Source organism: Nocardioides sp. NBC_00163, from assembly GCF_045206295.1.
Lineage (GTDB): Bacteria > Actinomycetota > Actinomycetes > Propionibacteriales > Nocardioidaceae > Nocardioides.
Genome location: NZ_CP108155.1, coordinates 1,283,286 through 1,298,242 on the forward strand (window position 1 = coordinate 1,283,286; position 14,957 = coordinate 1,298,242).

General features: G+C 68.7%; 13 protein-coding genes. 2 read left to right on the forward strand and 11 right to left on the reverse strand.

What is annotated here, in order from left to right; all coding sequences use genetic code 11:
* Positions 1-3: 3 nt before the first annotated feature.
* Positions 4-678, forward strand: coding sequence for a GntR family transcriptional regulator (locus OG801_RS06150; RefSeq protein WP_355020483.1), 675 nt, complete (start codon positions 4-6; stop codon positions 676-678).
* Positions 679-712: 34 nt separating this feature from the next.
* Here OG801_RS06150 and OG801_RS06155 read toward each other — a convergent pair whose 3' ends face one another.
* The 3 genes from OG801_RS06155 to OG801_RS06165 form a co-directional block, all read right to left on the reverse strand.
* Positions 713-1,879 carry an FAD-binding oxidoreductase gene (locus OG801_RS06155; RefSeq protein ID WP_406034496.1) on the reverse strand — a complete coding sequence of 389 codons (1,167 nt, stop codon included), beginning with the start codon at positions 1,877-1,879 and terminating at the stop codon, positions 713-715.
* Positions 1,880-1,898: 19 nt separating this feature from the next.
* The gene (locus OG801_RS06160) at positions 1,899-3,149 is read right to left on the reverse strand and encodes an SRPBCC family protein (protein ID WP_406034498.1); all 1,251 of its coding nucleotides are present in this window, start codon (positions 3,147-3,149) and stop codon (positions 1,899-1,901) included.
* A gap of 266 nt (positions 3,150-3,415) precedes the next feature.
* A complete protein-coding gene (locus OG801_RS06165) occupies positions 3,416-4,198 on the reverse strand; it encodes an IclR family transcriptional regulator (protein ID WP_355020480.1) in 783 nt (260 codons plus the stop codon).
* Between the two features lie 236 nt (positions 4,199-4,434).
* Between OG801_RS06165 and fdhA the strand changes: the two genes are divergently transcribed.
* Positions 4,435-5,646, forward strand: a complete 1,212-nt coding sequence (gene fdhA / locus OG801_RS06170; protein WP_355020479.1) for a formaldehyde dehydrogenase, glutathione-independent — start codon at positions 4,435-4,437, stop codon at positions 5,644-5,646.
* 59 nt (positions 5,647-5,705) lie between these two features.
* On the opposite strand, the gene OG801_RS06175 is transcribed toward fdhA, so the two are convergent.
* The 8 genes from OG801_RS06175 to OG801_RS06210 form a co-directional block, all read right to left on the reverse strand.
* Entirely contained in the window at positions 5,706-7,037 is a 1,332-nt protein-coding gene (locus OG801_RS06175; RefSeq protein ID WP_406034500.1) for a bifunctional folylpolyglutamate synthase/dihydrofolate synthase, read from the reverse strand.
* A complete protein-coding gene (locus OG801_RS06180) occupies positions 7,034-7,888 on the reverse strand; it encodes a methylenetetrahydrofolate reductase (protein ID WP_406034502.1) in 855 nt (284 codons plus the stop codon). The genes OG801_RS06175 and OG801_RS06180 overlap by 4 nt, the downstream gene beginning before the upstream one ends.
* On the reverse strand, positions 7,885-8,769 hold the full coding sequence (gene folP, locus OG801_RS06185; protein WP_406034504.1) for a dihydropteroate synthase: 885 nt from the start codon (positions 8,767-8,769) through the stop codon (positions 7,885-7,887). The genes OG801_RS06180 and folP overlap by 4 nt, the downstream gene beginning before the upstream one ends.
* 76 nt (positions 8,770-8,845) lie before the next feature.
* Entirely contained in the window at positions 8,846-9,730 is an 885-nt protein-coding gene (locus tag OG801_RS06190) for a bifunctional methylenetetrahydrofolate dehydrogenase/methenyltetrahydrofolate cyclohydrolase (RefSeq protein ID WP_406034506.1), read from the reverse strand.
* 24 nt (positions 9,731-9,754) lie between these two features.
* On the reverse strand, positions 9,755-11,128 hold the full coding sequence (locus tag OG801_RS06195) for an L-serine ammonia-lyase (protein WP_406034508.1): 1,374 nt from the start codon (positions 11,126-11,128) through the stop codon (positions 9,755-9,757).
* Positions 11,128-11,760 carry a sarcosine oxidase subunit gamma gene (locus OG801_RS06200; protein WP_406034510.1) on the reverse strand — a complete coding sequence of 211 codons (633 nt, stop codon included), beginning with the start codon at positions 11,758-11,760 and terminating at the stop codon, positions 11,128-11,130. Before OG801_RS06200 ends, OG801_RS06195 begins: the two co-directional genes overlap by 1 nt.
* Positions 11,753-14,662 carry a 2Fe-2S iron-sulfur cluster-binding protein gene (locus OG801_RS06205; RefSeq protein WP_406034512.1) on the reverse strand — a complete coding sequence of 970 codons (2,910 nt, stop codon included), beginning with the start codon at positions 14,660-14,662 and terminating at the stop codon, positions 11,753-11,755. Before OG801_RS06205 ends, OG801_RS06200 begins: the two co-directional genes overlap by 8 nt.
* Positions 14,659-14,949 (reverse strand): sarcosine oxidase subunit delta, encoded by a 291-nt coding sequence (locus OG801_RS06210; RefSeq protein ID WP_355230401.1) that lies wholly within the window; start codon positions 14,947-14,949, stop codon positions 14,659-14,661. The genes OG801_RS06205 and OG801_RS06210 overlap by 4 nt, the downstream gene beginning before the upstream one ends.
* Positions 14,950-14,957 lie beyond the last annotated feature (8 nt).

Consider the following 14,957-nt stretch of genomic DNA (forward strand, 5'->3'; position numbering starts at 1 on the left):
TCAATGACAGTTGACGAGATTCTGGCGGCAACGGCGAATCCCCCCGCCACCTCGCTCGCCGATCAGGCCTACCGCTACATCCGCGAGCGCCTGGTGATGCTCGACATCCGCCCGGGGGCGCCGATCAACGACGGCCAGATCGCAGAAGCGATCGGCATGGGGCGTACTCCTGTCCGGGAAGCGATCAAGCGGCTCGAGGCCGACCATCTGGTCCACTCCTTTCCGCGCCGCGGCACCTTCGCCACGACCATCGACGCGACCGAGCTCAGCGCGATCGCCGAGATCCGGCGCCAGCTCGCCCCGTACGCCGCGCGCGCGGCCGCGGAACGCGCGACGACACAGCAACGTGAGCAGATGCGCGACCTCGCGGCCCAGATCGGCAAGGGCAAGCTGGGCGACGGAGATCGCGCGTCCCTGATGCGCGTCGACAAGGCAGCGCACGGCCTGATCTACCAGTCGAGCGGCAATGCCCACCTCGAGGACATCCTGATCAGGTACGACAACCTCGCCATCAGGATCTGGTGGATGGTGATCGATCGCCTGCCCGACCTGGCCCACCACGTCCTCGAGCAGGCACAGCTCCTCAACGCGGTCGCAGACGGTGATGCCGACCGCGCCGAGAAGCTCACCCTCGAGCACATCGGCAGCTTCGAGCGCGAGATCCGCCAGGTTCTCTGACGCCTCAGCAGGATTGATTGCTTCGGGCTCCGCTTCAGCAGTCCAGCTGGATGTCCCCCAGAGGCTTCGAGCAGCAGATCAGTACCTTCTGGTTGGCGATCTCCTTGGGTCGGATGCCGCCGTTGTGCTGCATGTCGACCTCCCCGGAGAGCATCGACACCTTGCAGGTCCCGCACATGCCCTGACCGCAGGCCGCCATCGGCCGCATGCCGGCCGCCACCGCGGCCGCCAGGATCGTCTCGTCCGGGCCACAGGTGATCATCCGGCCGCTGCGCGCGAACTCGACCGAGAACCCCGCTCCGGCCTCCTCCTCGGAATCCTGCTCGACGGGCGGTGCCGTCGCCGGAGCAGGGACCGCGGGAGCGCCGAAGTCGAAGCTCTCCTCGTGGTACTTCTCCATGTCGTAGCCGAGCTCTTCGAGCAGCGACTTCGCCGCCGCCATGTAGCCCGCCGGACCGCAGATGAACGTCTCACGCTCGTTGAGGTCAGGGGCCAGGATCTCGAGGACAGGCTTGGAGATGCGTCCCTGCAGTCCCATCCAGCGCTCGGTGGGGGCATCGCCCTCGCAGATCTCCACCACTCGCAGGTTGGGCATCAGGCGTGCCATCGCCTCGAGCTCGCCGCGGTAGATGATGTCGGCCGGCGTACGCGCACTGTGCACGAAGAGGATGTCCGCCTCGGAGCCGAGGTCGTACAGCGTCCTCGCCATCGACAGCACGGGGGTGATGCCGCTGCCGGCCGAGAGGAAGAGGTACTTCGGCGCGTCCTCCTCCGGCAGGACGAACGCACCCGCCGGGGCGTGCATCGAGATCCAGGCCCCGGGCTCGAGGTTGTCGTGGAGCCAGTTCGAGACCACACCGTCGGGGACCCGCTTGACCGTGATGGCCAGCCGGTCGGGCCTGGTCGGCGGCGAGGCGATCGTGTAGCAACGGGTCATCAGCTCGCCGTCGATCTCGACCCGGATGGTGATGAACTGGCCCGCCTCGAAGTCGAAGGGACGTCGCTCGGGGGTCGTGAAGACGAAGGTCTTCACGTCATGGGTGACTGCCAGAACCTGGCTGCACACCAGGTCCATCACGTCGCTCTCGGCCCAGCAGGGCTCCAGCATCCTCCGGCTGCGCACGGGCGCCGGGCGGCCGTTCTGCAGACCGAACGAGTTGGGCTCCGACACCTTGGGGATATCGGTCTCCATGATGGTCATGTTTCCTCCCGAGCTCCGGCTAGGCACTGGCTTGGATGCGTTGGACGTACCAGGTGACGAAGGCGTCGACTTCACCCTCGACCACGGAGTACGGACCAGGTACGTAGCCCGGGTCCGCCACTCCTCGCTGCGTGCCCTCGACCAGGGCGCGGTCCTGGTCGTTGGTGGCACGCCAGACGGAGGTGAGCGACTCGACCGAGTAGTCGACCCCTTCGACAGCCTCCGGGTTCACCAACCAGGTCGTCCGGACCAGCGTCCGGTCGACCGCCAGCGGGATCACCGAGAAGACGACGGCGTGGTCACCGAGGAAGTGGAACCACGAGTTGGGCTGCATGTGCAGCGACAGGTCTCCGAACCTGGGGTCCTCGATGGAGCCCATCAGCTTCGCGCAGAGCTGCTGCCCGTCAGGACCGAACGAGGCCCCTGCGCCGTCGAGCGGCAGGTGCGAGAGCTGGAACGCCGTCGCACGACCCTCGAGCTCGCAGCGCTCCTCGTGCGGGAAGCCGATCGCGTCACGGGTCTTCTCCAGCTCCGTCTGCGCCTCCTGATAGCGCTCGAAGACCGACTGCATGCGCGGTGGCACGTCTGCGGCTTCGTAGCGGCTGATCGGGAAGTACGCCGTCACCAGCTCCGGGTGGGAGGCGTCGCAGTGGTGGCATTCCCGGTTGTTCTCCATCACCAGCTTCCAGTTGCCCTCCTCGACGATGTCGGTCTGGTGGGCGACCTTCGCCGAGGCGAGCGAGTATGGCTTCAGGTAGGGCTCGATGAACTCGCTGACCTCGTCGAAGTCGGTCGGCGGCTCGTCCGACAGGCAGAGGAAGACCAGACCGCCGACCGCTCGGACGTTCACCGGCTTGAGCCCGAACTTGTCGTACTCGAAGGTGTCCGCCTGCGACTCGGCGTAGATGAGGCTGCCGTCGACCCGGTAGGTCCACTGGTGGTAGGGACACACGATGTTGCCGATCGAGCCGCACGCGGACTCGAGCAGTCGTGAGCCACGATGCCGGCACACGTTCCTGAAGGCGCGAACGTTCTCGTCGTCGTCACGAACGACGATCACGGAGTGGGCGCCCACATCGATGGTGACGTAGTCACCCGGGTCCGGGATCTCCGCCTCGGCGACAGCGAAGATCCAGTGCCGACCGAAGATGACGTCGAGATCCTGCTCGTAGATCTCCGAGCTGGTGTAGAACGGCGCCTCCAGGCTGTAGCCGGTTGCTCGCCTGTCCGCCAGGGACGCCAGCTCCACCGGCGTCTTTTCGATGCTCATACGCGTCACGTTGATGTCTCCCACGCTCAAACCGGGCAGATTCCGGGTTCAGATACGGCGGTCCGCCAGACGACGGTTGTTTCACTCTGCACAACTACTGCGTAGCGTGAAACGATTCTGCCGCGCCAAAGAAGACGCTGTCAACGGGTCGATCTGGATTCGCCGCAGGATTTACACGGGCTTCACGACGTACGCGACGTGGCCCGCATGCACGAGGCATGCGGGCCACTTCGACGGTGCCGATATGTCGCCTCGGCAGGCGCGGATCACTCGGCCTTGGGGAAGCCGTTCCGCTCGGAGATGGCCGCGGCGGCGGCAAGCACATGCTCGGCCAGCTCGGGCACCTTCTCGGACGTGATGCGGAACGACGGGCCCGAGGCCACCACCGCGGCGATCACCCCGCCACCCAGGGAACGGATCGGCGCAGCCACCCCGGCGAGGCCGATCTCGTGCTCGTCGACGGAGTAGGCGTAGCCCAGCTTCCTGACCTCGGCGAGCTGCTCCTCGAGCTTGGCCGGTTCGATCACGGTCTCCTCGGTGTAGCGCTCCAGCCCACCTTCGAGAATCTCCCGACGGTCCTCCGGCGACATCGTCGCCAGGAAGACCTTGCCGGAAGCAGTGGTGTGCAGGGGGCTGCGCTGCCCGACCCAGTTCACCGACGTGATCTCGGCAGTCCCGATCACCTGGTCGATCGTGATGGCCTCCTCGCCGTCGTTGATGACGATGTTGACGGTCTCGCCGACCGCGTCGGCCAGCGCCATGCAGATAGGGCGACTCGTGACCGAGATGTCGTGCTTGCGGGTCGCGCCGGCGGCCAGCTGGATGACGCCATAGCCGAGCTGATAGTGCCCCCGACTCGCGTTCTGCTCCACGAGCCCGCGCGCCTCGAGGGTGGCCAGCAAACGGAAGACCGTCGACTTGTGCACCCCCAATTCCTCGGAGATCGGCGTGACTCCGACAGCCCCCCGACGGGCGAGCACCTGGAGGATGGAGATGGCTCGGTCAACTGAGTGAACGGTCGTGCTCCGTGTTTCGCTCGTGTTGCTCATGCTGAAACAGTATGCCTCCTTGTCAGGTCAGCCTCTTTGCCCCCTACTGCCGGGTAGCCGCGAGGCGAGCGATCAGACACCCCCGCTCAAGCCCTGAAATCGGTCGAAACAGGGTCTTGATGCCGACACCGTCGACGGTCTAGTTTGTTTCATATAGCGCTCTTGTTTCGCTATGAGAAACATCTCCGCAACTGAGCAAGCCGGACGCCCCATCCGGGGCAGGAAGAAGAGACGCCATGGCAGACAACAGAGTCGTCGTCTACAAGGGGCCGGGCGAGGTGGCCGTCGAGTCCATCGAGTACCCGAAGCTGGAGCTCCCCGAGGACGTTGTGAGCGGCCTGGGCATCAAGCGCGCCGCGCCGCACGCGGTGATCCTCAAGCTCGTGACCAGCAACATCTGCGGCAGCGACCAGCACATGGTGCGCGGCCGGACGACCGCCGCCGTGGGTCAGACGCTCGGCCACGAGATCACCGGCGAGATCGTCGAGATCGGCGACGACGTCCTCTTCCACGAGGTGGGCGACATCTGCTCGGTCCCGTTCAACATCGCGTGCGGTCGTTGTCGGATGTGCAACGAGGGCAAGACCGGCATCTGCCTCAACGTGAACCCGGCGCGGGCCGGCGCGGCGTACGGCTATGTGGACATGGGTGGCTGGATCGGTGGGCAGGCGGAGTACGTCATGGTCCCGTTCGCCGACTTCAACCTGCTGAAGTTCCCCGACCGGGACCAGGCCCTGGAGAAGATCCTCGACCTGACGATGCTCTCCGACATCTTCCCGACCGGCTACCACGGTGCCTACACCGCCGGCGTCACCACCGGGTCGACGGTGTATGTGGCAGGCGCAGGCCCGGTCGGGCTCGCCGCGGCGTACTCGGCCCAGCTGCTCGGTGCCGCCACGGTCATCGTCGGCGACATGAACGCGGACCGGCTCGAGCAGGCCGCCAGCTTCGGCTGCGCGACCGCGGACCTGTCCTCCGGCGACGCCCTGGCGGACATCATCGCGGACATCGTCGGGGAACCCGTCGTGGATGCGGCGATCGACGCGGTCGGGTTCGAGGCCCGCGGTCACGGCCGAGACGCCGCCGAGCAGCCCGCAACCGTCCTCAACGACATCATGGACGTGGCGCGCGCCGGTGCCTCCCTCGGCATCCCGGGTCTGTACGTCACCGGCGACCCCGGTGCCGTCGACGATGCAGCCAAGCAGGGGCAGATCGGCGTCCGGCTCGGCCTGGGCTGGGCGAAGTCGCACACCTTCGTGACCGGCCAGTGCCCGGTCAAGCAGTACAACCGCCAGCTGATGAACCTGATCCTCGCCGACAAGGCCCACATCGCCGACGCCGTCAACGCGAAGGCCATCAGCCTCGACGAGGCGCCGGAGAGCTACGCCGCATTCGACCAGGGCGCGGCCACCAAGTACGTCATCGACCCGCACGGCATGGTGCACTGACGCAACCGGGCTGCCGGACGGCCCTGCCCCTGGCCACATCAGCCAGGGGCAGGGCCGTCTCACATACCCAACAGGCGGCGCGCTTCCCCCACGGTGACGACAGAGCCCGTGACCAGCACCTGAGCCGGGTCTCCACCCTCCTCGGAGAGAGCCGAGGCCGTTCTGGTGGCCTCGAGGAGGGCGTCGGCGAGGTCGTCGATCTCCACGACCCGATCCGCCCCGAGCACCCCCCGCGCCGCAGCGGCGGTGTCGCGGGACGACAGCGACCTCGGGCTGCTGTTCCGGGTGCAGATCATCGTCGACACCACGGGCTCGAGCTCGGCGAGCATGCCGTCGAGGTCCTTGTCGCCCATCGCAGCGACCACGGCGACCGTCGGCCGGCGACCCAGATCGGACAGGCCGGCCGCCAGTGCCCAGGCACCATCGGGGTTGTGGGCTGCGTCGAGGATCACCGCGGGCGTGCCGGGCAGCACCTCCAGCCGCCCGGGCGACCGGGCCGAGCCGAGCGCCCGTCGCAGTGCGTCCAGCGGGATCACGTCCTCCAAGAGGGCTTCGACGCTCGCGATGGCGAGCACCGCGTTGTGCGCCTGGTGGCGGCCGTGAAGTGACAGCGGGACCTCGGGATAGTGACCGGCGAGGCCGTTGACCGAGATGATCTGACCATCGCCGAACGCTCGTCTGCCGCTCAGGCGGAAGTGGCGGCCTTCGACCATGAGCCTCGCGAGATGCGCGTCGGCATGGGCTCGGAGGAGCTGCTCGACATTCGGGGTCTGCCGGGCCGAAACGGCCAGCGAACCCGGCTTGATGATCCCGGCCTTCTCGGCCGCGATGTCGAGCCTCGTCGGCCCCAGGTGATCGACATGGTCGAGGCCGATGGGGAGGATCGCGGCGACCGGAGCGTCGATGACGTTGGTCGCATCCCACATGCCGCCCATGCCGACCTCGACCGCCGCCACGTCGATGGCGGCGGTCGAGAACGCCTGGTATGCCATGGCGACAGTCATCTCGAAGAACGACAGCGGAGTGGGACTTTCGCGGTCCACGGCCTCGGCCGCGGGCAGGACATCGCGGTAAGCCCGGACGAAGCCATCCTGCGGGATCGGCCGGCCGCCGATGCTGATCCGTTCCCGGAGGTCGGCGAGATGGGGGCTGGTGAACCGGCCGACCGCCGAGCCCAGCTCGAGCAGGATCGCCTCCACCATCCGCGCGGTGCTCGTCTTGCCGTTGGTTCCGGTGATGTGGATCGACCGGTAGTCGCGTTGTGGCCGGCCGAGCGCGTCCGTCACCGCCCGGATGCGCTCGAGGGACGGGGCGATCCTGGTCTCGGGCCAGCGGGCGAGGAGCCGCCGCTCCACCTCCTCGACATCGAGGTCGAGGCCGGTGCCGGTCACTGGGGTCCTCCGCCCATGCGCGCCAGCAGGTCGCGGCGCCAGGCCTCGGTCTCGGCGACCTGGTTGAACGTGAACAGATGCAGACCGGCGATCGCGGCCTCCGGCTCGGCCAGCTCCGGAGCCGCACGGGTGAGGAACCGCTCAGGCGAGTAGCCCCCGGGCGCGGCGATGCGCGCGAACATGCCCTTGTTCTTGGCGAGGAACCGCGTCGACTCCCCCACCCCGATCTTGGTGGCCATGGTGAGGAGCTTGGCGCGCTCGACCGGGCCGGGCAGCCCGACGATGATCGGCGTCGTGACCCCGCGGGCGCGCACGCGGCGTACCCAGTCGGTAAGGGCCCGGTGGTCGAAGGTGAGGTTGCTGACGATCTCGGTGGCGTGGTGGCGCTTGTCCCACATCGCCTGGACCAGGCGGTCGTGGATGATCGTCGGATGGTCCTCGGGATAGCCGGCGACACCGACATGACTGAACGGGTCGCCGAGATCGACGAGCGCCTCGAGGAGCTCCAGCGCGCTGGGGAACGCTCCGGGCCGCTCGGCGTCGCCGGCGGGCACGAAGACCTTGTCGATGCCGGCCACCTTCAGGCGGCCGACGATGTCGGCGAGCTCGGCCCGGTCCGAGACCATGCGCGCGGCGAGATGGGGTACGACCTCGTAGCCGTGTCCGGCGAGCCGGATGGAGAGATCCACGGTTCGCTCGAGACCCTTGGCCGGGGAGGCGGTCACCGTGACGGTTCGACCGGCGGGGAGAGACCTGGTGACGACCTCTTCGATCGTCGCGGTGGGCAGAACCTCGTAGCGGGCGTCGAGCAGCAGCCTCCGTACGGTCACGGCGGCCGAGCGACGACTCATCGCCGCCCTGCCCGGGCACCGACGACGTCGGCTGCGACCGCAGACCCACGCAGGCGTGCGGCCACCCTGGAGGCGGCAGCGGCACCGGGCACCGAGTGCACGCGCACTCCCCAGGCGCCTTCCGCGGCAGCGATGGCGGCAACGGCGTCCGACGCCTCGTCCCGGTCGGTCGGGACATCCGGGTCACGCCGTCCGTACGTCGCCACCTCGGTGAGGAACCGCTTGCGGGAGGCTCCGACGAGGAGCGGGAAGCCGAGGCCTCTCAGCGTGCTGAGGGACGCGAGCAGCTCCCAGGACTGGGCACTGGTCTTCGCGAACCCCAGACCGGGGTCGAGGATGATGCGCTCGGGACGTACGCCGGCGTCGAGTGCGGCGTCGACCCGGCCGCGGAGCTCGGAACACACGTCGTCGACGACGGAGTCGTAGAAGCAGAAGTCGTCCATGCGCGTGGAGTGGGCTCGCCAGTGCATCAGGACGCAGGTGACCTCCGCCTCGGCCAGGAACGGCAGCATCCTGGGATCGGCGAGCCCGCCGGAGACGTCGTTCACGATGACGGCACCGGCCTCGACGGCTCGCTGGGCGACCGAGGCGCGCATGGTGTCGACCGAGACCGGCAACCCCTCCCGGGCCAGCGCCTCGACCACCGGGATCACGCGGGCGATCTCCTCGGCCGCGCTGACCCGCTGGGCACCGGGCCGGGTGGACTCGCCGCCGACATCGAGGAGATCGGCGCCTTCGCGCATGAGGTCGAGGCCCTGGCGTACGGCGGCGTCGACGTCGAGGAACCGGCCGCCGTCGGAGAACGAGTCGGGGGTGACGTTGATGATGCCCATCACCTGACAACGCCGATCTGCCTCGGTGAGCAGCTGCGTGGCACTCATGCCGCCACGCCCGTAGCGCAAGCGCCATCATACGGGCGCGGCGGCCTGAGCCTTGTGGTCGCTCGCTGACGCTCGCTCATGTCAGCGCCCCGGCGATCGCCTCCCTGGCAGCCAGATGCTGTTCGGCGATCTCGACGATGTTGGTCAGGAGCATGGCGCGGGTCATGGGTCCGACCCCGCCGGTGGCACCACTCATCTTGCCCGCGACGACGTCCACGTTCGGATCGACATCGCCCAGGATGCCTTCGATGGTGCGGGTGATCCCGACGGACAGGACCGTGGCGCCGGGGCTGACCCAGTCGGGTTTGACCAGGTGAGCCACCCCCGCCGCCGCGACGATGACGTCGGAGGCCCGGGCGTGGGCGGCGACGTCACGGGTCTCGATGTTGCACAGCGTGACGGTGGCGTGCTCGGTGGGGCGGGTGAGCATGAGCCCGAGCGGCCGGCCGACGGTCAGACCGCAGCCGATGACACAGAACCGCTGTCCGGTGATCGGTACGTCGTGCTGCCTCAGGAGCTCGATGATCCCGCGCGGTGTGCACGGCAGCGGAGCAGGAGTGCCGAGCACCAGCTTGCCGAGGTTCGTGGGATGGAGCCCGTCGGCATCCTTGTCCGGGTCGATGAGCTGCAGGACCCGATGGGTGTCGACGTGGGGCGGCAGGGGCAGCTGGACGATGAAACCGGTGCACGTCGGATCGTCGTTGAGCTGTTGCACCGCTGCCTCGATCTCGGCCTGTGATGCGCTGGCGGGGAGCTCGATCCGGATCGACGCGATGCCCACCTCGGCGCAGTCGCGGTGCTTGCCCGCGACGTAGGAGCGGGAGCCGGGGTCGTCGCCGACGAGGATGGTGCCGAGGCCGGGGTCGATCCCGGCCTCGTGCAGTGCCTTCACCCGCACGGCGAGCGCGGTCTTCAGATCAGCAGCGACGCGCTTGCCGTCGATCTTTGCTGCGATGGTCATGCACTTCTCCTTCGGCCGGTGACGTCAGCATTCGATGACGTTGACGGCGAGGCCTCCGCGGGAGGTCTCCTTGTACTTGATCTTCATGTCGGCCCCGGTCTCGCGCATGGTCTTGATCGCGGCATCGAGCGAGACCCGGTGGCTGCCGTCGCCGCGGGCGGCGATGCGGGCGGCGTTGATGGCCTTGTTGCTGGCGATGGCGTTGCGCTCGATGCAGGGAATCTGCACCAGGCCGCCGACGGGGTCGCAGGTGAGCCCGAGATTGTGCTCGATGCCGATCTCGGCCGCGTTCTCCACCTGCTCCGGGGTGCCTCCGAGCACTTCGCACAGGGCTCCGGCAGCCATGGCGCAGGCCGATCCGACCTCGCCCTGACAGCCGACCTCGGCGCCGGAGATCGACGCGTTGATCTTGAACAGGATCCCGACCGCGGCGGCGGCGAGGAGAAACCGCACGATCCCGTCCTCGTCCGCGCTGGGCACGAACTTCTCGTAGTAGTGGAGTACGGCCGGGACGATGCCCGCCGCACCGTTGGTCGGCGCGGTCACGATCCGTCCGCCCGACGCGTTCTCCTCGTTGACGGCGAGGGCGAAGAGGTTGACCCAGTCCATCGCTCTGAGCGGGTCCGTCTCATCCGTGGAGGCCTGGAGGTGGGTGTAGAGACCGGGGGCACGCCGGGGAACCTTCAACCCGCCGGGCAGCGTGGGTTCGGTGCGGGTGCAGCCGTTGCGCACGCACTCCTGCATGACCGACCAGATGTGCAGCAGCTCGCCGCGCACCTCCTCCTCGGTACGCCACGCCAGCTCGTTGGCCATCATCACGTCGCTGATCCGCTTGCCCGATCGGGCGCAGACCGCGAGCAGCTCGGCCCCCGTGGTGAACGGGTACGGGATCGGGGTCGCGTCCTCGACGATCCGATCGGCGCCAGCCGCGCGCTCGTCCACGACGAAACCGCCGCCGACCGAGTAGTAGGTGCTCTCCAGGAGCACCTTGGTGTCGGCGTCGTACGCACGGAAGATCATGCCGTTCGGGTGCGCGGGAAGAGTCTTGGTGCGGTGCATGACGACGTCGTCGGCGTCGAACTCGATGTCCCGGGCGCCGGAGAGCCTCAGGCGCCGAGTGGCTCGGACCTCGGCCACGCGGGCGTCGGCGCTGTCGGTGTCGACGGTCTCGGGCCGGTTGCCCTCGAGCCCGAGGATCACCGCCTTGTCGGAGCCGTGGCCGTGACCGGTGGCACCGAGGGAGCCGAACAGCTCCACCTGGGCACGGGCGACAGCGTCGAGCAGCGAGTTCGCCTTCAGGGCATCGATGAACTGCGCCGCCGCGCGCATCGGGCCGACCGTGTGGGACGACGACGGCCCGATGCCGACGGAGAACATGTCGAACACGCTCAGTGCCATCAGCCGGATCCCAGGATTTTGAACTCGGCCATGGCGTCGATCAGCCAGCGGCCCAGGTAGTCGGCGTACGAGGCACGCGGCAGGATCCGGTAGGAGTCTGTGTCGACCTTCCAGAGGATCACCGGTACACGTCCGATGGTGCTGGCGACCGCCGTGCCCGGCGTGAACGCCCTCGGGTGGAGGTCGAGCGGACAGCCCTTCTCGAGGACCGCCTGCGCGGAAGCTCCCTCGAGCCGGAAGGTGGTGCGGTTGGCCGACAGGTCGACGACCGCGGCACCGCCTCCCGAGACGCCTGCGCGGAGGTAGGAGACCAGAGTGGACCCGGCCACGCTCTGCGAGATGACCAGGTACTCGTCGGGCGAGAGCCACAGGATGACCACGTCGTGGCCGGTGGCGACCTCGCCGCATCGTCCGGGGAGCTCGGTGCCGAGGATCTGGGCCAGGCGCGTCCGGTCGGGCGAGCCGATCGGCACCCGCAGACCCACCATGGTGAGGAACTGCTCCTCACGCACCCGCACCCCGAAGGCTCCGGTGACGCCGGCGTCTACGAAGGCGCCGTGGAGGTGTTGGGCCGGGCTGACGCGCAGAGCGGAGATCTTCTTGTCGAGCGGCTCGATCGTGGTCTCAACCATCGCGGCGGCTCCCTTCCGGGTCGTAGAGGACGGTTTCAGCGACGACGACGTCGACCAGTCGGTCCCCGACCGGCGCGACGAGGGTCTGGCCGATGCGGTTGCGGCCATCCTTGATGAGCGCCAGGGCGAACGAGCGCCCGAGCGCGGCACTGTGGTAGCTCGAGGTCACGTGCCCGAGCATCGGCACCGGTCCATCGGCGGGGGTGATCGGCGTACCGGCCGCGACCAGCTGAGTGCCCTCGGGCAGTCTGAAGGACGTGTCGACGGGCAGCACCGAGACGAGGTGCTTCCGGTCCGTGCGTGCGGTGTCGGCCCTGCTGTAGGACCGCTTGCCGACGAAGTCCTTCGCCTTGGAGACGATCCACTCCATGCCGGCGTCCTGGGGCGTAACCGTGCCGTCGGTGTCCTGCCCGACGATCGGGTAGCCCTTCTCCGCGCGGAGCACGTGCATGGTCTCCGTGCCGTACGGGGTGATCGCCCACTCCTGGCCGGCGGCGTGGATCTCCTCCCACACCTGCTGTCCGAACCAGGTCTCGACGTTGACCTCGAAGGCGAGCTCGCCGGAGAAGGAGATCCGGCACACCCGCGCCGGGATGCCCGAGGCGAGCGTCGTCTCGCGGAACGTCATGAACGGGAACGCCTCCAAGCTGGCGTCGAGCTCGGGAGCGATCTTGGCGATCACCTCGCGTGACTTCGGGCCGACGACGGCGACGGTGGCCCACTGCTCGGTCACCGAGGTGAAGCTGACGTCCAGGGTCGGCCACTCGGTCTGGTGCCACTCCTCGAGCCAGTCGAAAACCTTGGCGGCGCCGCCGGTGGTCGTCGTCATGAAGTAGCGGCCCTCGTCGATGCGGAGCGTGACGCCGTCGTCGAAGATCATCCCGTCGGGCGTGCACATGACGCCGTAGCGCGCGGATCCGGGGGCGAGCTTCTTGAAGGCGTTGGTGTAGATCCTGTTGAGGAACTCACCGGCGTCACTCCCCCACACCTCGATCTTGCCCAGGGTGGTGGCGTCCATCATGCCGACGGACTCGCGGACTGCGGCGCACTCGCGGAAGACGGCCTCGTCCAGGGACTCGCCGTTCTGCGGGTAGTACCACGGCCGCAGCCACTGCCCCACGATCTCCATCTCGGCGCCGTGCGCGACGTGCCAGGGATGGATCGACGTCAGCCGGGCCGGGTCGAACAGGTCACCACGCTCGCGGCCCGCGAGAGCGACGAACGGGACCGGAGCGTACGGAGCCCGGTAGGTGGTGGTGCCGATCTCGCCGGGGCTGCGACCGTCGTTGAGCGCAGCGGCGATGACTCCGATGGCGTTGACGCCGGAGGTCTTGCCCTGGTCGTTGGCGGTACTGATGGAGGTGTAGCGCTTGATGTGCTCGACGCTGCGCATGCCGGCCCCGGTCGCACGCAGTACGTCGTGCACGGTCTGGTCGCGCTGGAAGTCGACGAAGTGGTCGACCAGATCGTCGAGCGGAACGCCGGCCTCTGCGGCGAGCCACAGGGCCCGGGTCGTACCGTCACCCGTCGCGGCAGGAAGCGGCCCGGTCGGGGCCTCGGCCTCGCCGATGAAACCGGCGGCGAGGAGTGCCGTCGCTGCGGCATGCCGCCCCTCGGCGAGACACGCATCGAGGGTGTAGCTGCCTCGGGCCGATCCCACGATCTGCTGACCGGCGACCTCGCCGTCGGGGACGAAGCCGGCCAGGTCCTCGTCCCAGCGGACCTTGCCCTGCCGTTGGCTGTGCAGGTGGACCAGGGGGCTCCATCCGCCGGCAACGGCTACGACGTCGCAGGCGATGTCGCGCCGCTCGCCGACGGCGACGCCGTCGGCGTCGATGGCCGACACCGTGGCGGCGGTGACCCGCGGGTCACCGTCGGTGTCGAGGACGGCGGAGCCGAGGATGACCTCGATGCCTGCCGCCTGGGCACGACGGGCGGCGTCGGACTGCTCTGTGCGGGCATCGACGACGGCCGCGACGGCGACTCCGGCCCCGGTCAGATCGGCGGCGACCTCGTAGGCGCTGTCGTTCGTGGTGGCGAGCAGGACCCGCGCGCCTGCGGCCACGCCGTACCGGTTCAGGTAGGTGCGGACCGCGGAGGCGAGCATGACGCCGGGACGGTCGTTGTTGCCGAACACCAGGGGACGCTCGTGCGCGCCGGTGGCGAGGACGACCTGCTGCGCCCGGATGTGCCAGAGGCGCTGACGCGACAGCCCCGTGAGCGCCTCCTTGGCGGACGCGTCGAGGTGGTCCAGCCGGCTCTCGAGCGCGATCACGTAGTTGGCGTCGTAGCTGCCGAAGGCGTTGGTCCGGGTGAGGACGGTGACCTCGGGTGAAGCCGCGAGCTCCTCGGTGACTCCGCGTAGCCAGGTGTCGCTGTCCACGCCGTCGATGCGGAGGCCGCGGGCGGAGAGAAGGGATCCGCCGAGCTCGGGCTGGTCGTCGATGAGGATCACGCGGGCGCCGGATGCGGCGGCGGTGCGGGCCGCGGTGAGCCCGGTCGGGCCGGCTCCGATGACGAGGACGTCGGTGTGGACGTACTTCTTGTCGTAGATCGCGGTGTCGTCGGCGGGGTCGAGGTCGCCGAGGCCGCTGAGGTAGTCGGCCTCGAGCCCGTCGACGAGCTCGACGGTCGTGGCGGGAAGCATGGACTCGGTCACCGAGTCGCCGGGACGCCTCAGCTTGACCAGCGCGTTGGACTCCTCGAGCCCGGCGGCGAGGACGCCGCGGGGACGCTGTCGGTACAGCGAGGGGCCACACTCGAGCACGCCGTTGGCGATCAGTGCCGAGGCGAGGGTGTCACCGGCGTGGCCGGCGTACTCCTGGCCGTCGACGCTGAAGGTGAGACGGGTGGATCGGTCGATTCGGCCGCCGTCTGCGAGGCGGTGCGACGTCGTGCTCACTGCGGGCCTCCATCCAGGGTGGGACGCGGTTCGCCGGCCCGGTAGACGGCGGCGATGCGGTAGGTGACGGTGTCGCGAAGAACGTTGAACCACTTGCGGCAGCCGGAGCTGTGGACCCAGCGCTCGGCGAAGATGCCCTTGGTGTTCTCGCGGTAGAACAGGTAGCGACCCCACTCCTCGTCACTGAGGGTGTTCGGGTCCTCCGGGTAGGGGACGTGGGCCTGGCCGCCGTAGTGGAACTCGGTCTCGTCGCGGGACCCGCAGTTGGGGCAGCTGATGAGAATCATCGTCGGCT